Source organism: Undibacterium sp. YM2, assembly GCF_009937975.1.
In the GTDB taxonomy this organism is placed as follows: domain Bacteria; phylum Pseudomonadota; class Gammaproteobacteria; order Burkholderiales; family Burkholderiaceae_D; genus Undibacterium.
Genome location: NZ_AP018441.1, coordinates 5,403,467 through 5,423,595, shown reverse-complemented (window position 1 = coordinate 5,423,595; position 20,129 = coordinate 5,403,467). Strand labels below are relative to the sequence as shown.

General features: G+C 50.8%; 17 protein-coding genes. 16 read left to right on the top strand and 1 reads right to left on the bottom strand.

What is annotated here, in order from left to right:
- Positions 1-185 precede the first annotated feature (185 nt).
- A complete protein-coding gene (locus tag UNDYM_RS24830; protein WP_162043516.1) occupies positions 186-1,178 on the bottom strand; it encodes a LacI family DNA-binding transcriptional regulator in 993 nt (330 codons plus the stop codon).
- Positions 1,179-1,475: 297 nt separating this feature from the next.
- On the opposite strand from UNDYM_RS24830, the gene UNDYM_RS24825 reads away from it, so the two are divergent.
- The 16 genes from UNDYM_RS24825 (at position 1,476) to UNDYM_RS24750 (ending at position 20,089) form a co-directional block, all read left to right on the top strand.
- Positions 1,476-2,315, top strand: a complete 840-nt coding sequence (locus tag UNDYM_RS24825) for an NAD-dependent epimerase/dehydratase family protein (protein ID WP_370529493.1) — start codon at positions 1,476-1,478, stop codon at positions 2,313-2,315.
- 9 nt (positions 2,316-2,324) lie between these two features.
- Positions 2,325-3,215 carry a heparin lyase I family protein gene (locus UNDYM_RS24820; protein WP_162043514.1) on the top strand — a complete coding sequence of 297 codons (891 nt, stop codon included), beginning with the start codon at positions 2,325-2,327 and terminating at the stop codon, positions 3,213-3,215.
- A gap of 32 nt (positions 3,216-3,247) precedes the next feature.
- Positions 3,248-4,369, top strand: coding sequence for an aldose epimerase family protein (locus UNDYM_RS24815; RefSeq protein ID WP_162043513.1), 1,122 nt, complete (start codon positions 3,248-3,250; stop codon positions 4,367-4,369).
- A gap of 282 nt (positions 4,370-4,651) precedes the next feature.
- Entirely contained in the window at positions 4,652-5,629 is a 978-nt protein-coding gene (gene phnD, locus UNDYM_RS24810) for a phosphate/phosphite/phosphonate ABC transporter substrate-binding protein (RefSeq protein ID WP_162043512.1), read from the top strand.
- 228 nt (positions 5,630-5,857) lie between these two features.
- A complete protein-coding gene (locus UNDYM_RS24805) occupies positions 5,858-6,199 on the top strand; it encodes a hypothetical protein (RefSeq protein WP_162043511.1) in 342 nt (113 codons plus the stop codon).
- Between the two features lie 252 nt (positions 6,200-6,451).
- Positions 6,452-7,150 carry a transposase gene (locus tag UNDYM_RS24800; RefSeq protein ID WP_162043510.1) on the top strand — a complete coding sequence of 233 codons (699 nt, stop codon included), beginning with the start codon at positions 6,452-6,454 and terminating at the stop codon, positions 7,148-7,150.
- Positions 7,151-7,597: 447 nt separating this feature from the next.
- Complete coding sequence (locus UNDYM_RS24795; protein ID WP_162043509.1) at positions 7,598-12,286, top strand: glutamate synthase-related protein; 4,689 nt, start codon at positions 7,598-7,600, stop codon at positions 12,284-12,286.
- A gap of 113 nt (positions 12,287-12,399) precedes the next feature.
- On the top strand, positions 12,400-13,863 hold the full coding sequence (locus UNDYM_RS24790; protein ID WP_162043508.1) for a glutamate synthase subunit beta: 1,464 nt from the start codon (positions 12,400-12,402) through the stop codon (positions 13,861-13,863).
- 342 nt (positions 13,864-14,205) lie between these two features.
- Positions 14,206-15,009, top strand: a complete 804-nt coding sequence (locus UNDYM_RS24785) for an ABC transporter ATP-binding protein (protein ID WP_162043507.1) — start codon at positions 14,206-14,208, stop codon at positions 15,007-15,009.
- On the top strand, positions 15,006-15,773 hold the full coding sequence (gene mlaE / locus UNDYM_RS24780; RefSeq protein ID WP_162043506.1) for a lipid asymmetry maintenance ABC transporter permease subunit MlaE: 768 nt from the start codon (positions 15,006-15,008) through the stop codon (positions 15,771-15,773). Before UNDYM_RS24785 ends, mlaE begins: the two co-directional genes overlap by 4 nt.
- A 134-nt stretch (positions 15,774-15,907) precedes the next feature.
- Complete coding sequence (gene mlaD, locus UNDYM_RS24775) at positions 15,908-16,384, top strand: outer membrane lipid asymmetry maintenance protein MlaD (RefSeq protein ID WP_162043505.1); 477 nt, start codon at positions 15,908-15,910, stop codon at positions 16,382-16,384.
- Positions 16,381-17,157 (top strand): VacJ family lipoprotein, encoded by a 777-nt coding sequence (locus UNDYM_RS24770; RefSeq protein WP_370529380.1) that lies wholly within the window; start codon positions 16,381-16,383, stop codon positions 17,155-17,157. The genes mlaD and UNDYM_RS24770 overlap by 4 nt, the downstream gene beginning before the upstream one ends.
- A gap of 122 nt (positions 17,158-17,279) precedes the next feature.
- Entirely contained in the window at positions 17,280-17,933 is a 654-nt protein-coding gene (locus tag UNDYM_RS24765; protein ID WP_162043504.1) for a phospholipid-binding protein MlaC, read from the top strand.
- 27 nt (positions 17,934-17,960) lie between these two features.
- On the top strand, positions 17,961-18,236 hold the full coding sequence (locus UNDYM_RS24760; protein WP_162043503.1) for a lipid asymmetry maintenance protein MlaB: 276 nt from the start codon (positions 17,961-17,963) through the stop codon (positions 18,234-18,236).
- Between the two features lie 171 nt (positions 18,237-18,407).
- Positions 18,408-19,328 (top strand): ABC transporter ATP-binding protein, encoded by a 921-nt coding sequence (locus tag UNDYM_RS24755; RefSeq protein WP_162044779.1) that lies wholly within the window; start codon positions 18,408-18,410, stop codon positions 19,326-19,328.
- Between the two features lie 5 nt (positions 19,329-19,333).
- Complete coding sequence (locus tag UNDYM_RS24750) at positions 19,334-20,089, top strand: ABC transporter permease (RefSeq protein ID WP_370529150.1); 756 nt, start codon at positions 19,334-19,336, stop codon at positions 20,087-20,089.
- The last annotated feature ends 40 nt before the right edge of the window (positions 20,090-20,129 follow it).

Below are 20,129 nucleotides of genomic sequence, written 5' to 3'. Positions count from 1 at the left end.
AATTTAAAATTTTTTGATCGCTATTCAATTTGCTGTCTTTGAATAGAGATCAAATGACAAGAACGGGAATTTCTTTAAGCAGAGATAGGCCTGTACATCGTATTAAAGAAAACGTTTTCTTAAATTGTTGCTTTTTTGCACAAATGGGATTTGCTTTGCCGGTCTTGCTGTTTGCCGGGGAAGGCTTATTTTCTATTCATGACGGATGAGCGCAAGACCAGTTGTGGCGCTATCGTTGTCAGGCCCTGTGCGGCTTCACCATTGATGATGCCTATCAGCGTGCGCATGGCGGCCACTCCCATTTCTTCACTTTGCAGATCGACAGAAGTCAATGCTGGCGAGGTGTAACGGCCATACTGGATATTGTCGAAGCCAGCCACAGAAACATCGCGGGGAATATCAAAACCGAGGTTTTGCGCTTCTTTCATGAAGCCCAGCGCCATCAGATCGTTATAGCAAACCACGGCATCAGGATGCTGTTTGCCGAGCATGATGGAGGAGCACAGGCGTTCGCCTTCTTGTGCAGACGGTGAATTGACGTTGTAGATTTCTGCTGTCAGTTGATGCTCGTTCAGGCATTCCTGCAGGCCGCCAAATCGTTCTTCATCACGGCGGGATTTATTGAAGCCCATATAGGCAATATGCTTGTGGCCCAGGGTCAGCAAGTGTTGCGCCAGCATATAGGCACCCTTGTGATCATCACTGCTGACACAGGGCGAACTGAGCTGGCTCAGGCGGCCAAAGAATACCAGGGGTTTTTCCAATTGCTCGGTCCAGCTCAGGTCGGCTTCACTCATGCGTGAAAAAAGTATCATGCCATCGACACGGCGGCTCAATGCTTCTATCAGGGGTTTTTCGCGACCCAGGTTTTCTTCGGTATCGACCAGCAACAAGGTGTAGCCATGTTCTATGGCGATGCGGTTGGCCCCTTTGACGATGCTGGTGAAATGGGGATTGCTGACATCGAGTATCGACAGGCCTATGGACTTGGTGCGCCCGGTGATCATGGATTGCGCCAGCGGGTTGGAGCGGTAGCCCAGGCTGTCAATGACAGCGGTGATCCTGGCTTCTACGGTAGAAGAAAAACGTTGCGTGCCATTGATGAATTTGGAAATGGTGGCAGTAGAGACGCCTGCTTCTGCGGCGACATCACGTATGGTCGGTGGTTTTTTCTTCATCGCGTATAAAAAGTATTCCAGACAAGCCATGGTTGTAAGCGTTTAACCGCCAGGCTGATTCAGGATGCATCTTACCGTACAAACTACCAGACATGCATCAATGTCATCTCCCAGGCGCACCTCGGAAGGCGACACTCTTCGAGAGCAGGGAATAGATTTGCGTAGGGTGGCAAGGAAATATTTGACCACGGCAGAAATTTCTATATACTTAGTTAAACGTTTAACTAACAGCCCGATTTGCCTTGATTTGCTACAACAGGGCAAATCAGGGCCTACACCAACCTGAAATCAAAAATGATGATGACTGAACAATTTAGTGAGCAATCCAGTGAAAAGCCTTTTAATCGCCTGCTCTTGACGGGTGCAGCCGGTGGCCTGGGCCGGGTTTTGCGTGAACGCCTGAAGCCCTGGACAAAAATACTCAGACTCAGTGATATCGTCGATATAGAAAACCTGGTGCCTGGCGAAGAGGCGCAGACCTGCGACCTGGCTGACAGGGCAGGGGTATTTGAATTACTGAAAGATGTCGATGCCGTGCTGCACTTTGGCGGCATCTCTGTCGAAGACAAGTTTGAGCCCATCATGCAGGCCAATATCCTGGGCATGTATCATTTGTATGAAGCGGTACACAAGCTGGGTATCAAACGCGTTATTTATGCCAGTTCCAGCCATGTCGTTGGTTTTTATCCGACGACAGAAAAAGTGAATGCGGACAGCCCGCTGCGGCCAGATGGTTTTTATGGTCTCAGCAAATCTTATGGCGAAGCGCTGTCACGTTATTACTATGACCGTTTTAGCATAGAGACGGTATGCCTGCGCATAGGCTCGTCCTTTCCTGAGCCCCGTAATACCCGCATGATGGTGACTTATCTCAGTTACGATGATTTGCTGGAATTGATCAGGGCGGCGCTGTTCACGCCAAAAGTTGGTCACAGCATCGTCTTTGGCGTATCGGACAATCCGGCGAAATGGTGGGATAACAGCAAGGCAGCACATCTGGGGTTTGTGCCCAAGGATAGTTCCAGCGAGTTCGCCGGACGTTTCCCGCTGACTGCGAACTGGCCTGCTGCTGACGACATGACCAGCACCTATCAGGGTGGGCCATTCGTCGTCGCTGGGCCGCAATATCAGGACTGAGGCAAGTTCATGCGCTTAACCATTTTATCCAGTATCTTGCTGGCTGCCAGTGCTTTGCCTGCTTTTGCCGCTGATGCGACTTCCGGCATAACCGGCAATACCTTGTGCCTGAATGCACAAAAGCCGGGTGGCACAGATACCTATGCCAGGATAGAAAATGTCTTTGGCAAGGGAGCAGTGGAAGCCCCGAGTGATACGCGCTACGCACCAGCCAGGCCGCATATTATTGAGGCGGGTGATGATGTAGTGCCCGCCTATTTTGCTGTGCTGGCGATAGACCCGACAGATGTCAACCTGGATGGCAAGACCATGGCTGAGGGTAGTGACCGTTCTCGCACCGAGATCAAGATTGCCCCCAGTCTGATGGGCATGCATCAGGCCTTCAAGGCGCGTGAAAATAACAGCTTTGTGTATAGCTGGCGTTTCAAGATTGATGCTGGCATGAAGTTTTTACCCTCGTTTACGCATATCCATCAGATCAAGGCCTATGGTGGCCGCTATGCGGAACCGCCACTGATCACTTTTACGCCATTGGCGAGTGGCCGTATGGAAGTGCGGCAAATTGATGATCTGAAAAATGAGGGCGGTGTTTATCATGTGCTCGGCACGGTGGCTTTGTCGCAGATACAGGGACAATGGATAGACGTGCGCGAGCAGATCACATTCTCAAATTCTGCCGGACGTTATCAGTTGAGCATGCGCGGACAGGACGACAAGCCCGTATTGGAAATCGACAGCGCAGGCCTGCAATTATGGCGTACAGGGGCAGACCACATGCGCCCGAAATGGGGCATCTACCGCAAGCATCATGGGATGCTGAATCAGGACAAGGATGATTACGTCTATTTTGCCAATCTTGGCATCACGCGTGGCAGCCAGCCGGATTCCAGTTGTCGCTAGTTCGCATAGTAATGCTCGTCATTCTGGCGTGTATGGCGTGTATTAGCACTGTGGCGCTCGCCGCCCACAGTCAGGATAGCGACTGGGGCAAGACAGCTAATGGTCAGGCGGTGCAGGAACACTGCCTCCAAAACGACACGCAGATGCGGGTTTGCTATATAGATTATGGCGCGACAATCACTACTGTCGAAGTGCCAGACCGCGATGGCAGACTGGCCAATATAGTGCTCAGGCTACCTGATTTGCCAGCTTATTTAACTACTCGGCACAGGCATGCGTCCATCATAGGGCGCTATGCTGGGCGCATAGGCAAAGCGGAATTTGCATTGAATGGACAAACTTATCATCTGCCTGCCAATGAAAAAGGCGTCGCCCTGCATGGTGACCCGCAAGGTTTTGACAAACGGGTGTGGTCACGCCAGGACTTTGATAAGAACGACAGTCTGGGCTCGCATTTCAATTTGCTCAGCCCTGACGGTGATCAGGGCCTCCCGGGTGAAGTGCGGGTAACAGTCACTTACCGCCTGTACAAGGCGCGCAATGCATTCAATATTGAATATCGTGCCGTCAGTGATAAAGTGACAGTCATCAACCTGACCAATCATGGCTATTTCAACCTGGCGGGTGCAGGCAGCAGAGGTTTGAGTACCCACCTGTTTCAAATCCATGCCGACCGTTACACCGAGACCGACAATAAACGCATACCTACGGGACGTATTTTGTCGGTAGATGATAGCGTGCTGGATTTGCGTAAGCCCACCGTCATCACACGCCATCTTGAACAAGTTGACGCCTTGCTGGGGCAGCCACCTGGCTATGATCACAGTCTGCTGTTCGCAAACTGGGATCAGTCCCTGCGGGCCGTTGCACGCATCTCTGAAACTGTATCTGGCCGGCAAATGGACATCTACACCACAGAGCCCTCTGTGCAGTTCAATAGCGGTAATGGCTTTGATGGCAGCGAAGCCTCAGCCTACCAGCGTCATGACGGCTTTGCCTTAGAAACCGAGCACTTGCCCGACAGCCCGAATCACGCGAATTTTCCTTCGACGGTGCTTAATCCAGGGCAAGTGTTTAAGTCTGTGACCAGTTTGCGCTTTTCTGTCACGCCTCTGCCGAAGAGCAAGCAGGTGCTGTCAGACCAAGAGCCCTGAGTAAAACACAGGGCTCACTAACCGAATTCCATGGTCAAGTGTCTGGTGAATTAACTTTAAAACATTTCTTGCTTTAGGGGAATTGATTGCTCAAATTCATCTAATGCTATAATGGCAGGCAATTGATGCACAAAAAATAATCAGTGTGTATCCAATCACCATCCCCCATTCCTGTCCCAGAGTACGTCGTTGACGTCACTTGTTTGTTTGCTACCGCATACATGTTTGACCGGTCACAGGCACTGTCGTGCTTTGGGTATTTGCTTTTTCTATTGAGGTCTTATGTTGAAAAAAAGTTTCGCCCTGATACTGCTGCTCAGCAGTATGTTCATGTCCCTTGCCCACGCAGCAGAAAAAATCACCGTAGGTCTGATCGCTACAACAAGCATAGAGGACACCCGCAAACGCTGGCAGCCTTTGCTGGATGACCTGGCAAAAAGCACAGGCACAGAAGTGACTGCCGCCATTTCTTCGAATTACAGCGACATCGTTGCTGGTTTGAAAGAAAACAAAATACAAATCGCCTGGCTGAGCAGCAAGGTCGCACTGGATGCGGTGGAAGATGGCAAGGCGACCGTGTTTGCTCAAATGGTCAAAAGTGATGGTTCACGCGGTTATAACTCCGTCATCATTGCATCCAGCAAAAGCGCACTGACCAGCTTTGACCAGGTCTCTTCCAAACCTGGCGTGTATATCTTTGCTGATGGCGATAAAAAATCGACGTCTGGTTATCTGGTTCCTGCTTATTACCTGTTTTCCAAGAACAAGATAGATCCGGCAAAACTGTTCAAGAAGGTCATCGTTGGTAATCATCAGGCGAATTTTTCTTCTATTTTGCGCGGTGAAGCCGATGTCGCCACCTTTAATAGTGAAGAGATGGACAGGCTGAAGAAAGAAGCACCAGATCAGCTCAGCAAGGTGCGCGTCATTTGGACTTCGCCTTTGATACCCAATGACCCTATCCTGTACCGCAAGGACATGTCGCCAGCCCTGAAAACCCGCGTAGAAGATTTCTTTGTCAATTATGGCAAGCAAAAACAGGCGCAGGCTGTGTTGAAAGACATTTTGAATTTGTCCGGTTTCCAGCGTTCTACCGATGCACAGTTGAAACCTATCGCCGATTTAACATTGTTTAGCCTTTTGCGCGACAATTTGAATAACACCAGCCTCACTGATGCGCAAAAACAAAAGAAATTTGATGAAGTTAGTGCACGTTTTGGCAAGCTGAGCTTCGTTCTTGAAGCCTCACGCATCAAATAAGCCTGAAAAGTTCCAGCTAATTTGTAACAAAAGCTGAAATAAATGCAATAAATAGGGCATTTTGCTCAAATTTTGCCCAATTTATTGTTTTTTTATAAAATATATAAAAAAATTTTCGAGTTTTGTAACTTATCATGTCAACTGAATCGCGAACCGGTGCGTTTTCGGACTAAAGAATCTTTGCTGACACCTTCCTTTAAGCAAAGTTTCCCTTTAAGGAGTCAGAAAATGATTTACGAAATACTGGTTCGCCCTTCGGACAACAGCAAGAAAATGACTTCCGATCATTTGATCTGGATAGAAAGCAACATGACGACCCGTTCTTTCGAGAACTGGCTGCGTGAAAAATCCTTGCTGGATGGTAGCGGCCATGCGCCTGTAGCGCGCTGGAGCATAGTGCAGACTCAGCGTCCTGCACATTTCAATCTGGCGACACAGGCAAAAGCCCTGAAAAGCCGTATTTCTGAATTGATGACTGGTACTCCAGAAATCGTCGCAGTGCCGGATGCATCCCGTGCACTCAAAGCTTTCCGCTTGAAAAGCCCGGCTCAAGAACTCATCGCAGCCTGAGCGCCGTATGATTGCCAGCGTTCCGGCCAGGCCGGATTGCTGGCGGCGGCAAAAGCATCCTTGAAAGTCCTTAGCTGATCCATGCTCCCGCAAGGCGGGCATGGTGATTACGCTCATGGCGAGCTTATGCATGCATCAGTTCGCTGTCGCCAGGATGTTGCGGTACTGTCGTGCATGTGCTGGCAGATAAGTTTTGACAAGACAGACTGATGCCAAGCACAATCCAGACTCTTTTGGACTGCCCGCACACCCATGGCCAGATTAGCCCGACTCGTTATTCCGCATCAGCAACATCATGTTATCCAGCGTGGCAATGCCGGTGCCGTGATTTTTCAGGATGCCGAGGATTACAGCAGCTTTCTGGACTGGCTCAAGCAAGCGGCCAAGCTGTTTGATGTTGCCATCCATGCCTATGTATTGATGCCAGATCACCTGCATCTGCTGCTGACACCCGGTGATGAACCAGGTCTGGGCAAGATGATGCAGTGGCTGGGCCGTCACTATGTCCCTTATTTCAATCGCAAATATCAGCGCACCGGCACCCTGTGGCAGGGACGCTACCGTGCGACTGTCATTGAATCTGCCAATTACTTCATCCCTTGCAGTATTTATATGGAAAGCAATCCTCTGCGTGCCGGTCTGGTGCAGGATTTGCTCGATTACACCTGGTCCAGTTACAGGCATCATGTAGGTTTGCATATTGACCCCCTGATCACTGATCATAGTTGTTACTGGGCATTGGGCAATACGCCTTTCCAGCGCGAGGCTGCCTATAAGCAAAGCCTGGAGCATGGCTTGTCAAATACGCAAATCAGTGAAATTAGCCAGGCTACCACCAAGGCCTGGATGCTGGGCTCGGCTAAATTCAAGATAGAAATGAGCAAGCTGACTGAGAGGCGGGTAGAGCCAGTCAAGCGTGGCCGCCCCCGCAAGGCCCTGGAAAGCGCCTGAGCTCTTCTTTCACATAAGCTTGCCTGCGGGCTACTTTCATACCGAAAAATCCTGATATGAGCACCGGAAACTCAGTCAACACGGCTTCTTTTACTATGTCCCTATTTAAATATTCATGAGAATATGATTATTTTAAATTGACACTGACCCTAATTAAAGCAGTTGCGTAATATTTTGCACTGCACTATTCTCTGTCTTGTCCTGACAGGATTTACGCCAAACTGTCGTGCCGGTATTAAAAAATACTTGGCACATTTGTCCAGCGTAGCGCCGTGCCCTTACCCGGAAGCATGGCCCACAGTTTGATCACCCTTCAAGCTAACGTCATCAAGCTGCCATCCGCAGCCAGCAAAATTGCTGAATAGCCAAGATAAGCAAGCCAGCTATTCATGCCGACAGCTGTTTCACGTAAGTCCTGATATTGAAATTGTCCTCCGGAGATCCACTATGCACGCTCAAGGTTTATACGACCCATCCAATGAACATGACGCCTGTGGCGTAGGTTTTGTTGCCCATATCAAAGGCAAGAAGACACATGCCATCGTCGATCAGGGCTTATTGATTTTGAAAAATCTTGACCACAGGGGCGCGGTTGGTGCCGATGCCCTGATGGGTGACGGTGCCGGTATCCTGATCCAGATTCCTGACCAGTATTACCGCGAAGAGATGGCCAAGCAGGGCATCAACCTGCCTCCACCCGGTGAATATGGCGTAGGCATGATCTTCCTGCCTAAGGAACATGCATCCCGCCTGGCTTGCGAACAGGAAATAGAACGTGCCGTGCGCGCAGAAGGCCAGGTAGTACTGGGCTGGCGTGATGTGCCGGTAGACCGCGATATGCCCATGTCGCCTACTGTGCGTGAAAAAGAACCTGTCATACGCCAGATTTTCATCGGTCGCGGCCCTGACATCATGGTCACCGATGCACTGGAACGCAAACTGTATGTGATACGCAAATCGGCTGTACATGCGATTGAGGCCCTGAAGCTCTTGCATGGCAAGGAATATTTCGTACCATCCATGTCTGCCCGCACCATCGTCTACAAAGGTTTGCTGCTGGCTGACCAGGTTGGTGTCTACTATAAAGATTTGCAGGATGATCGCTGCGTGTCTGCGCTGGCCCTGGTGCATCAGCGTTTCTCGACCAATACCTTCCCTGAATGGCCGCTGGCCCACCCTTATCGCATGATTGCGCACAATGGTGAGATCAATACCGTTAAAGGTAACTTCAACTGGATGCGCGCCCGTGAAGGCGTCATGAAATCCGCCGTACTTGGCGACGATCTGCAAAAACTGTATCCGCTGATATTTGAAGGCCAGTCTGACACTGCAAGTTTCGACAATGCGCTGGAATTGCTGGTCATGGCTGGTTATCCAATCGCGCAAGCCATGATGATGATGATCCCGGAAGCCTGGGAAAACCACACCATGATGGACGACAACCGCCGTGCCTTCTATGAATACCACGCTGCCATGATGGAACCATGGGACGGACCAGCCGCCATGGCCTTTACCGATGGCCGCCAGATTGGTGGTACGCTGGACCGTAATGGCCTGCGCCCTGCACGTTATATCGTTACTGATGATGACCTGGTCGTCATGGCGTCTGAATCCGGTGTTCTGCCTATTCCAGAATCCAAGATCATCAAGAAATGGCGTCTGCAACCAGGCAAGATGTTCCTCATCGACCTGGAAGCTGGCCGCATCATCGACGATAAGGAAATCAAGGATACCTATGCCAATGCCAAGCCTTACAAGCAGTGGATACAATCGGTACGTATCAAGCTCAATGAATTGAAGGCAGCAGAAGACAAAACAGAATACTCGGCGACTTTGCTGGACAGGCAGCAGGCCTTTGGTTACACCCAGGAAGACCTCAAGTTCCTGATGGCACCGATGGCGATAGGTGGTGAAGAAGCCATAGGCTCCATGGGCAATGATTCTTCGCTGGCTGTCATGTCGAACAAGCTCAAGCCTCTGTACAACTACTTCAAGCAATTGTTTGCGCAGGTAACCAATCCGCCTATCGACCCTATCCGCGAAGCGATGGTGATGTCGCTGGTGTCTTTCATAGGTCCAAAACCTAATCTGCTCGACACCAATAACATCAACCCGCCGATGCGTCTTGAAGTCGCGCAACCGATACTGGATTTTGCTGACATCGCGAAGCTGCGCAATATCAGCGCCAATACTGGTGGCAAGTTCAAGTCCTACGAACTGGATATCTGCTACCCCATCGCCTGGGGCAAGGATGGTATCGAAGCGCGCCTGGCCTCCATCTGTGCTGAAGTCGTTGATGCGGTCAAGTCTGGCCACAACATCATGATCATCACTGACCGCAAGATGGATGCCAACTATGTCGCCATCCCGGCTTTGCTGGCAACATCGACTGTGCATCAGCACCTGGTCAGCAAGGGTTTGCGTACCACCACAGGCCTGGTAGTCGAGACTGGCTCTGCCCGTGAAACCCATCACTTTGCCCTGCTGGCAGGTTATGGCGCAGAAGCAGTTCATCCTTACCTGGCAATGCAGACACTGGCCGACATGGCCAAGGATTTGTCGGGTGAATTGTCGGCAGAAAAAGCGGTTTACAACTACACCAAGGCAATCGGCAAGGGCTTGATGAAAGTCATGTCCAAGATGGGTATCTCTACTTATATGTCTTATTGCGGCGCGCAGATTTTTGAGGCTGTGGGTCTGAACAAATCCCTGGTCGATAAATACTTCAAGGGCACGGCATCGAATGTAGAAGGCATAGGCGTATTTGAAGTTGCAGAAGAAGCCCTGCGTTTGCACAAGGCTGCTTTTGGTGCCGACCCGGTACTGGAAAACGCCCTGGATGCCGGTGGCGAATATGCTTTCCGTGTGCGTGGTGAAGACCACATGTGGACACCGGATGCAATCGCCAAGCTGCAGCATTCCACACGTGCCAACAACTATAATTCGTATAAAGAATACGCACAGATCATCAATGATCAAAGCAAGCGCCACATGACCTTGCGCGGCTTGTTTGAGTTCAAGATCGATCCTGCCAAGGCAATACCTTTGGATCAGGTAGAGCCAGCCAAGGAAATCGTCAAACGCTTTGCGACTGGCGCGATGTCCCTGGGTTCCATCAGCACAGAAGCCCATGCGACACTGGCGATTGCTATGAACCGCATAGGCGGCAAATCAAATACTGGTGAGGGCGGTGAAGACCCTGCGCGTTATCAGCAAGAACTGAAAGGCATCCCTATCAAGCAGGGCGCGACGCTGGCGTCTGTCGTTGGCAAGGACCAGATAGAAGTCGATATTCCCTTGCAGGACGGTGACTCGCTGCGCTCGAAAATCAAGCAAGTCGCGTCTGGCCGCTTTGGTGTCACGACGGAATACCTGAGTTCTGCCGACCAGATACAGATCAAGATGGCGCAAGGTGCCAAGCCGGGTGAGGGCGGTCAGTTGCCTGGCCATAAGGTGTCGGAATACATCGCCAAGCTGCGTTTCTCTGTTCCTGGTGTGGGCTTGATTTCTCCGCCACCGCATCACGATATTTATTCGATTGAAGATCTGGCGCAGTTGATCCATGACTTGAAAAACGCCAATCCCAAAGCCTCGATCTCGGTCAAGCTGGTATCTGAAGTGGGTGTTGGTACAGTGGCTGCCGGTGTGTCCAAAGCCAAGGCTGACCATGTCGTCATCGCCGGTCATGATGGTGGTACGGGTGCTTCACCTTTGTCCTCCATCAAGCATGCTGGTACACCGTGGGAGCTGGGCTTGTCTGAAACCCAGCAAACCCTGGTCTTGAATGGTTTGCGTGGCCGCGTGCGTGTGCAGGCTGACGGCCAGATGAAAACTGGCCGTGACGTCGCGATTGCGGCGATGCTGGGTGCCGATGAAATCGGTTTTGCGACAGCACCGCTGGTGGTCGAAGGCTGCATCATGATGCGCAAATGCCATCTGAATACCTGCCCAGTAGGTGTGGCTACACAAGACCCGGTCTTGCGTGCGAAGTTCTCTGGCAAGCCTGAATATGTCGTCAATTACTTCTTCTTCGTCGCAGAAGAGTTGCGTCAGATCATGGCGCAACTGGGCATACGCACTTACGACGATTTGATAGGCCGTGTTGATCTGCTGGATAAATCCAAGGCAGTCGCCCACTGGAAAGCCAAGGGGCTGGATTTCAGCCGCATCTTCTATCAGCCAGAACTGGCTGAGGGTGCAGCGATACGCCATGTCGATGTACAAGATCATGGCCTGGAAAAAGCACTCGATAATAAACTGATTGCCCAAGCAAAAATCGCTTTGGAGACTGGTGAAAAAGTATCCTTCATTTCACCGATCAAAAACCTGAACCGCACGGTAGGTACGATGCTGTCTGGCGAAGTGGCGAAGAAATATGGTCACGCCGGTTTGCCGGATGACACTATTCACATACAGTTGCAAGGTACGGCTGGCCAGTCTGCAGGTGCTTTCCTGGCCCATGGCGTGACGCTGGACCTGGTCGGTGAAGGCAATGACTATGTAGGCAAAGGCTTGTCCGGTGGCCGTATCATCATCCGCCCGAATACAGAATTCCGTGGCTGGGCTGTCGATAACATCATCTGCGGTAACACCGTCCTGTATGGTGCGATTTCTGGCGAAGCCTTCATCAATGGTGTGGCTGGCGAACGTTTCGCCGTACGCAATTCCGGTGCCTTGGCTGTCATCGAAGGTACGGGCGATCATGGCTGCGAATACATGACAGGCGGCACCGTCATCGTTCTCGGTAACACAGGCCGTAACTTTGCTGCCGGTATGTCAGGTGGTATCGCCTATGTGTATGACCCGGAAGCTGAATTCGAAGCCAAGTGCAATATGTCCATGGTGACACTGGAGCCGGTATTGGCTGGCGATGTACAGATCGCGACCCTGGATAAATCCATCTGGCACAGCCGCCTGCGTGGCGGTGATGGCGAGACGGATGAAGCCATCCTGCGCAATCTGATAGAGCGTCATTTCAAACACACAGGCAGTACCCGCGCCCGCAATTTGCTGGACGACTGGGCCCGCAGCCGTGCCAAGTTCGTCAAGGTATTCCCTACCGAATACAAGCGCGCCCTGGGTGAAATGTATGCAGCCAAACAGCTCGCAGCGAAAAAGGAAAAAGTCACGGCATAGTTGAGTGAGTGCTGCCGCCATGCTGCGGTAGCGCCTTCCTGTGTTCTCCAGACTATTCAGCTTATTTTAGATTCGGACAGGGCAGATGCCCGCAACAAAATTGAGGTTAGAAAATGGGTAAAGTTACCGGCTTCATGGAATACCAGCGTTTGCAGGAAGCAAGCGAAGCGCCGCAGTCACGCAAAAAGCATTACAAGGAATTTCTGGTGCATCTCGATGATGGCCAGGCCAAGGTGCAGGCCGCACGCTGCATGGATTGCGGCATTCCTTTCTGTAATAACGGCTGCCCTGTGAACAACATCATCCCTGACTGGAATGACCTGGTGTTCAACGGCAATTACAAACTGGCCTTCGATACCCTGCATTCGACGAATAATTTCCCGGAATTCACCGGCCGTATTTGTCCGGCACCTTGTGAATCAGCCTGCACCCTGGGTATCAATAGCGACGCTGTTGGCATCAAGTCGATAGAACATTTCATCATCGACAAAGGCTGGGAAAACGGCTGGGTCGTACCGCAAGTGCCATCCATCAAGACTGGCAAGAAAATTGCCGTGGTTGGCTCTGGTCCTGCGGGCCTGGCAGCGGCACAGCAACTGGCGCGTGTTGGCCATGATGTGACTGTATTTGAAAAGAATGACCGTGTCGGTGGCTTGCTGCGCTATGGTATTCCTGACTTCAAGATGGAAAAATCCCATATCGACCGCCGTGTCGATCAGATGGTGGCAGAGGGGGTGACTTTCCGCACTGGCGTATTCGTTGGCAAGGACTTCCCGGCAACAGTGACCAACTGGGCCAAGGAAACCATCTCGCCTGAGCAACTGCAAAAAGACTTCGATGCCGTCATCATCGCCGGTGGTGCAGAAACCCCGCGCGATTTGCCCGTGCCTGGCCGCGAACTCAAAGGTGTGCATTTCGCCATGGACTTTTTGCCCTTGCAAAACAAGGTCAACGCTGGTGACAAGGTCAAGGACCAGATCATGGCCAGTGGCAAGCATGTCGTCGTCATTGGTGGTGGCGATACCGGCTCTGACTGCGTAGGCACATCCAACCGTCATGGTGCCAAATCAGTTGCCCAGTTTGAACTGATGCCACAACCGCCAGAGCAAGAAAACAAACCCCTGGTCTGGCCTTACTGGCCAACCAAGTTGCGCACCTCTTCTTCACATGAAGAAGGTTGCGACCGCGACTGGGCAGTAGCTACCAAGCGCCTGGAAGGCAAGGCAGGCAAGGTCGAAAAACTGATCGCCTGCCGCGTCGAATGGAAAGATGGCAAGATGCAGGAAGTGCCTGATTCAGAATTTGAGATGAAAGCCGACCTGGTCTTGCTGGCCATGGGCTTTGTCTCGCCGGTACAACAGGTGCTCGATGCTTTTGGTGTCGATAAGGATGCGCGTGGCAATGCCAGGGCAACGACTGATGGTGCTGGCTGCTACAAGACCAATGTAGACAAGGTGTATGCCGCAGGTGACATGCGCCGTGGTCAGTCGTTGGTGGTATGGGCGATACGCGAAGGACGTCAATGCGCGCGCGAAGTGGATGCCTTCTTGATGGGTGATTCTGTTTTGCCTCGCTAATCCTGGTTGAAATCCATGTCCGTCACCCATATTTTCAGTGGTGACGGGCATGTTGCCTTGATTTGCCTTCATCACAGAAATCAGTTGTAAGTCAGCGGCGGCAAGTCAAATTTGGCAGGAATTTTGTAAATAACTGACTTTCCGTTCATTAATAAAAATTATTTTCATCCCCCTGATTTGAATTAAATTTGGAAAAATACATATTTCTCGTGTTTTAACTGAAATAAGCGCATTATTCTGAATATTCATCAATTAGTTGTTTTTTTAATATAGTTGTCTGTACAACCCTCTTTGCCTTTCTGCATTACAATCTAGTTTTTATAAAACTACCTTCCCATTGTTGTGCCAAATCTTGTAGAAATTCGCGATATCCAGTTTGGGTATGGAGACCGGACTATCCTGTCTGAACTCCGTATGGATTTCCCACGCGGTAAACTGATTGCCGTCATGGGTGGTTCAGGTTCGGGCAAGACTACGATCTTGCGTCTGATAGGCGGGCAAATCCGCGCGCAGCGTGGCAGTATCAAGGTCAATGGTCAGGAAATCAGCGAACTCGATACCCAGGGCTTGTATGCAATCCGCCGCAAAATGGGCATGCTGTTCCAGCATGGTGCCTTGTTCACAGACCTGAATGTTTTTGATAACGTCGCCTTCCCCATGCGCGAACATACCAGTCTCAGCGAAACCATGATACGTGACCTGGTCTTGCTGAAATTGCAGGCCGTGGGTTTGCGTAATGCCGCCAGTTTGATGCCTGCTGAAATCTCTGGTGGCATGGCCAGGCGCGTAGCGTTGGCCCGTGCAGTAGCGCTGGACCCTGAATTGATCATGTATGACGAGCCCTTTGCCGGGCTTGATCCTATTTCCATGGGTGTTGCTGCCAATCTGATACGGAACTTGAACGACGCTTTGGGGTCTACTTCCATCCTGGTGTCGCACGATGTGCACGAAACCTTTGCGATTGCTGACTATGTGTATTTCCTGTCCAAGGGCAAGATCGTCGCGCAAGGTACACCAGAAGAAATGCGGGTGTCACAAGACCCGTATGTAAAACAGTTTGTGCATGCAGAGGCAGATGGACCCGTGCCTTTCCATTATCCCGGCGCATCCCTGCAGGCGGACCTGGGTTTGGAGAAGCGCACATGATAGAAAAAATTGGTGGTTTTGTCAGATCGACCATGGCTGACCTGGGTTATGCGGCCCGCAGCTTTTTTTCCATACTGGCAAATTGCCTGGGCTTATGGCGCAGGCCACGACTGATCACGGACCAGATCCATTTCATCGGCAATTATTCCATGGTGATTATTGCGGTGTCGGGATTGTTTGTCGGCTTTGTGCTGGCCTACCAGGGTTATTACACCCTGAACCGTTATGGCTCTGAGGAGGCGCTGGGCCTGCTGGTTGCGCTCTCGCTGGTACGGGAACTGGGCCCGGTCGTCACGGCCTTGCTATTTGCGGGCCGTGCAGGTACTTCGCTGACTGCAGAGATAGGCTTGATGAAGGCCGGTGAACAACTGGCTGCGATGGAAATGATGGCAGTCAATCCTATACAAAGGGTACTGGCACCGCGTTTCCTGGCTGGCATCATCGCCATGCCCATACTTACCTCTATTTTTAATGCCATGGGAATTATTGGTGGTTATGTCGTTGGTGTGAAGCTCATTGGTGTCGATAATGGCGCTTTCTGGTCGCAGATGCAGGCAGGGGTAGAAGTATTCCAGGACATAGGCAATGGTGTTGTCAAAAGCATCGTCTTTGGTTTTGCAGTAAGCTTTGTTGCATTGTTCCAAGGCTATGAAGCGCAGCCTACACCCGAAGGGGTAGCGCGCGCCACCACCAGGACCGTGGTCATATCCTCTTTGCTGGTGCTGTGGCTGGACTTCCTGTTGACGGCCTGGATGTTCCAGTAATCGCTTCCTGACCCGCCTATTTCACTGTGCGGGTAGGGAAGAATAAATTAATTGCCTGGCCCGCAAAGTGGCTGTGTACCTGGCAAAAACGTAAGAAATCGCAAGAAATCGCAAGAAATAGGTGGAAAAGAAAAATGCAAAAAAAATCTCTCGACTTCTGGGTAGGGCTGTTTGTCTTGCTGGGTGCCGCTGCTCTGTTGTTTCTGGCACTCAAGGCGGGCAATTTAAGTTCTTTGTCCTTTGAGCAGACCTATACTGTTACTGCACGCTTCGACAATATAGGCGGCCTCAAACCCAGGGCAGCAGTCAAAAGTGCAGGCGTAGTGGTAGGGCGCATCAGTGAAATCAAGTTTGACGATAAAACCTACCAGGCGACTGTCGTCATGGAGTTAGAAAAACGTTACAAATTTCCACAAAATTCATCCATCAAGATCCTGACCGCAGGTTTGCTTGGTGAACAATATATAGGTTTGACTGCAGGCAGCGATGACAAACTGCTGGCCGCAGGTGACAGAATTAAATTTACCCAGGATGCCATTGTGCTCGAAAGCCTGATCAGTCAGTTCCTGTTCAGCAAAGCAGCAGACGGTAATACGGAAGAGAAAAAATGACACGAACAGATAAATTTCCTGCTACCGGCAGGTTGCTGACCATGTTCCTTTTATTGGTCAGTGTTTTGCTGACCGGCTGCAGTACAGTCACTGTGGAAAAAATCAAGGACAAGGCTGACCAGACTCTTGATGTATTGAGTACCAAGACCAATATAGGTAAGAACCCGCGCGATCCGCTGGAGGGTTTTAACCGCGCCATGTTCAGCTTTAACGATACTGTCGATACAGCAGTCGTGAAACCGGTGGCACAGGCTTATCGTGCTGCAACTCCCAGTTTTGTACAGACTGGTATTGGTAATTTTTTCAGCAACATTGGTGATGTCTGGAATGCAGTGAATAATCTGCTGCAAGGACGTGTCAATGATGGTGTCACCGACGTCATGCGTTTTGCCGTGAACACCACCATAGGTATAGGTGGTCTGATTGACATAGGTTCAGCGGCTGGCATGCCCAAGCATAATGAAGATTTTGGGCAAACCCTGGGGCGCTGGGGTGTCAAGTCCGGCCCCTACCTGGTCTTGCCGGTACTGGGGCCATCAACGGTGCGTGATGCACTGGCGACACCTGTCGATATGCGCGGTGATCTGTGGTATTACAAACGGCCCATGTATATCAAGAACATAGGTTCGGTAGTGCGTCTGGTCGATAAGCGTGCATCGGTACTGGATGCTGGTAGCCTGCTGGAAGAAGCGGCGCTTGATAAATATGTCTTCTTCCGTGATGCCTATTTGCAGCGTCGTGCGGGGCAGGTTAATCCAGACGATGCAGATTGATCGTTGTTTGCACATGTAAGAATTGGTGAAGGTGTAGTGAGCTTGGTCAACCGCTGAGGCTGCTGACAAGTTAACTGCTCATGTGCGGTATTTGCCGCAAAATCAGGAACAGGAACAATAAAATGAAACGAACTCTGACGAAATTTTTTAACTTGATATTCGCCAGCCTGCTTATTACAGGTCTGGCCAGTGGTGCGGCACAGGCGCAAGAGGCACCTGACGTGCTGATCAAACGCCTGAGCCAGGAAATACTGGATCTGGCAAAAAGTGACAAGGATATCCAGGCAGGGAATCAAAAGAAAGTATATGACATGGTGGAAAACAAAATCCTGCCATACATAGACTTCCCACGCATGACATCCCTGGCTGCTGGTAAAAGCTGGAAAGAAGCGACACCAGCTCAGCAAAAACAATTAACGAATGAATTCCGCACTTTGCTGGTATTCACCTATTCTGGTGCGATTTCACAGATCAAGGACCAGCGTGTTGAATTCAAGCCTATGCGTGCTGATCCAACGGATACAGAAGTTGAGGTACGCTCCCAGGTGATACAGTCGCGTGGTGAACCAATCGTCTTGAACTATCGCCTCGAAAAATTGCCAGCTGGCTGGAAGATTTTTGATATCAATGTACTCGGTGCCTGGTTGGTGGAAACCTATAAAGGCAGCTTCTCTGCTGAAATCAGCAAATCCGGCATTGATGGCTTGATCCAGACTTTGGCTGAAAAGAATAAAAAACTGGCTGCCTCCAGTGCAGCAAAGAGTGCAGCAAAATAAAATGTAAAATAAGTCCGGGAACGTATTGTGTATACAGTAACAGGTGAGCTTAGCCATGATAATGCCAGTGCAGTTGCTGCTGCTGGCTTGTCTGCCATAGCTGCAGGTCAGTCGGAATTCGATTTGTCGGCAATGACTAAAATCGATTCCAGCGCAGTCGCCGTCTTGATAGCCTGGCAACGCCAGGCTATAGAGCGTGGCATGCAATTGCAATTCAGTGGGTACTCTGCCAACCTGTTGAGCTTGCTCACCCTGTACGGCCTCAACGAGCAATTCCAGCTTCATCCTTCAGAGCGACATTGATCGCATCCTGAATCTATTTCCTGAAAGGCATGCATGCCAGGAATACCGGCATGCCATTTCAGATCAAATCCCGAAAATCCCCTATAATCAAAGGTTTCGCCACTTAAGTGGCCAGAAACCGGGTTTTCCGGTTCTTAATTCCCTGATGAGCACTTAGTGCAAACACGCCAGATGGCAGCCATACAAATTAGCAACATACAAAAACGCTACCAGTCGCTACAGGCGCTGGGCGGCGTGTCACTCACGATAGAAGAGGGTGAGTTTTTCGGTTTGCTGGGGCCAAATGGTGCTGGCAAGACTACTTTGATTTCCATACTGGCAGGCCTGAACCGCGCTGACGCCGGTAATATCACCGTACAAGGCCATGATGTCGTCAGCGATTACCGCAATGCCCGCAAAAAGCTGGGCGTGGTGCCGCAGGAACTGGTATTCGACCCTTTCTTCACCGTGCGTGAAACCCTGCGCATGCAGTCTGGCTATTTTGGCCTGAAGAATAATGACAAGTGGATAGACGAGGTCATGGAAAACCTCGACCTGACCAATAAGGCCGACGCCAATATGCGCGCCCTGTCCGGTGGCATGAAACGCCGGGTGCTGGTCGCGCAAGCACTCGTGCATAAACCACCCGTTATCGTTCTCGATGAACCGACTGCCGGTGTTGATGTGGAATTGCGCCAGACCTTGTGGCAATTTATCGCCCGCCTGAATCGTGAAGGTCATACTGTGGTTTTGACCACACATTACCTCGAAGAAGCCCAGGCACTCTGTAATCGCATCGCCATGCTGAAGCTCGGTAAGGTCGTGGCGCTGGATAGCACTGCCAACCTGATCAAGCGCATCTCGGGTTCGCAATTGCGTATTACGCTGGCAGCCGGTGGTGTAGTGACTTTGCCTGCCAGCTTGCGCGATAAAGTCATCAGCCATGAAATCCAGGCAGACCCGCGCCAGTTCGCACTGCGTGTGACAGACTATAACCAGGTCGAGGGCATGCTGGCCGCCTTCCGCGCAGACGGTTGCGTCATCGAAGATATGCATTTATTGCAAGCTGATCTGGAAGATGTCTTCCTGCAAATTATGGAGGGCAGCAAATGAGTAGCTTGACCGGTTTTAATACCCTGTTCTACAAAGAAGTTTTGCGCTTCTGGAAAGTGGCAACGCAAACCATCACTGCGCCCATCATGACAGCCATTCTGTACTTGCTGATTTTCGGCCATGTGCTGGAAGAGCATGTGCAGGTTTATCCTGGCGTCAAATACACGGCCTTCCTGGTGCCTGGCCTGGTCATGATGAGTGTCCTGCAAAATGCGTTTGCGAATTCATCTTCTTCACTGATCCAATCCAAGATTACAGGTAACCTGGTCTTCATCCTTTTGCCCCCGCTGTCACACTGGGAAATTTTCAGTGCCTATGTACTGGCAGCGATTTTGCGTGGTGTTGCCGTCGGTGCGGGTGTCTTCATCGTCACGGCCTGGTTTGCTGATCTGCATTTCGTCGCGCCTTGGTGGATAGCGATTTTTGCTTTCCTCGGTGCTGCCATGCTGGGTACCATGGGTTTGATTGCCGGTATCTGGGCAGAGAAATTTGACCAGCTCGCCGCTTTTCAAAACTTTTTGATCATGCCTGCGACTTTCCTGTCAGGCGTGTTTTATTCCATCCATTCACTGCCTGGCATCTGGCAAAGTATTTCGCGTTTCAATCCGTTTTTCTACATGATAGATGGCTTCCGCTTTGGTTTCTTTGGCAAGTCCGATGTTGATCCCCTGCATAGCCTGATGATCGTGACCGTGTTCTCGTTATTGCTGGCTACGATTGCCATCCAGATGTTGAAACGTGGATACAAGTTAAGGCACTGAGTGAGACACTGAGTAAGTCAGCATCAAGTAAAAAAACAAT

Bases quoted from the DNA above. Each gene is read 5' to 3' on its own strand.
- UNDYM_RS24805 (WP_162043511.1), top strand. From the start codon at position 5,858: ATGATTTACGAAATACTGGTTCGCCCTTCGGACAACAGCAAGAAAATG.
- phnD (WP_162043512.1), top strand. From the start codon at position 4,652: ATGTTGAAAAAAAGTTTCGCCCTGATACTGCTGCTCAGCAGTATGTTC.
- UNDYM_RS24765 (WP_162043504.1), top strand. From the start codon at position 17,280: ATGAAACGAACTCTGACGAAATTTTTTAACTTGATATTCGCCAGCCTG.
- UNDYM_RS24790 (WP_162043508.1), top strand. From the start codon at position 12,400: ATGGGTAAAGTTACCGGCTTCATGGAATACCAGCGTTTGCAGGAAGCA.
- UNDYM_RS24820 (WP_162043514.1), top strand. From the start codon at position 2,325: ATGCGCTTAACCATTTTATCCAGTATCTTGCTGGCTGCCAGTGCTTTG.
- UNDYM_RS24795 (WP_162043509.1), top strand. From the start codon at position 7,598: ATGCACGCTCAAGGTTTATACGACCCATCCAATGAACATGACGCCTGT.
- UNDYM_RS24815 (WP_162043513.1), top strand. From the start codon at position 3,248: ATGGCGTGTATTAGCACTGTGGCGCTCGCCGCCCACAGTCAGGATAGC.
- UNDYM_RS24770 (WP_370529380.1), top strand. From the start codon at position 16,381: ATGACACGAACAGATAAATTTCCTGCTACCGGCAGGTTGCTGACCATG.
- mlaE (WP_162043506.1), top strand. From the start codon at position 15,006: ATGATAGAAAAAATTGGTGGTTTTGTCAGATCGACCATGGCTGACCTG.
- UNDYM_RS24830 (WP_162043516.1), bottom strand. From the start codon at position 1,178: ATGAAGAAAAAACCACCGACCATACGTGATGTCGCCGCAGAAGCAGGC.
- UNDYM_RS24825 (WP_370529493.1), top strand. From the start codon at position 1,476: ATGATGACTGAACAATTTAGTGAGCAATCCAGTGAAAAGCCTTTTAAT.
- mlaD (WP_162043505.1), top strand. From the start codon at position 15,908: ATGCAAAAAAAATCTCTCGACTTCTGGGTAGGGCTGTTTGTCTTGCTG.
- UNDYM_RS24800 (WP_162043510.1), top strand. From the start codon at position 6,452: ATGGCCAGATTAGCCCGACTCGTTATTCCGCATCAGCAACATCATGTT.
- UNDYM_RS24755 (WP_162044779.1), top strand. From the start codon at position 18,408: ATGGCAGCCATACAAATTAGCAACATACAAAAACGCTACCAGTCGCTA.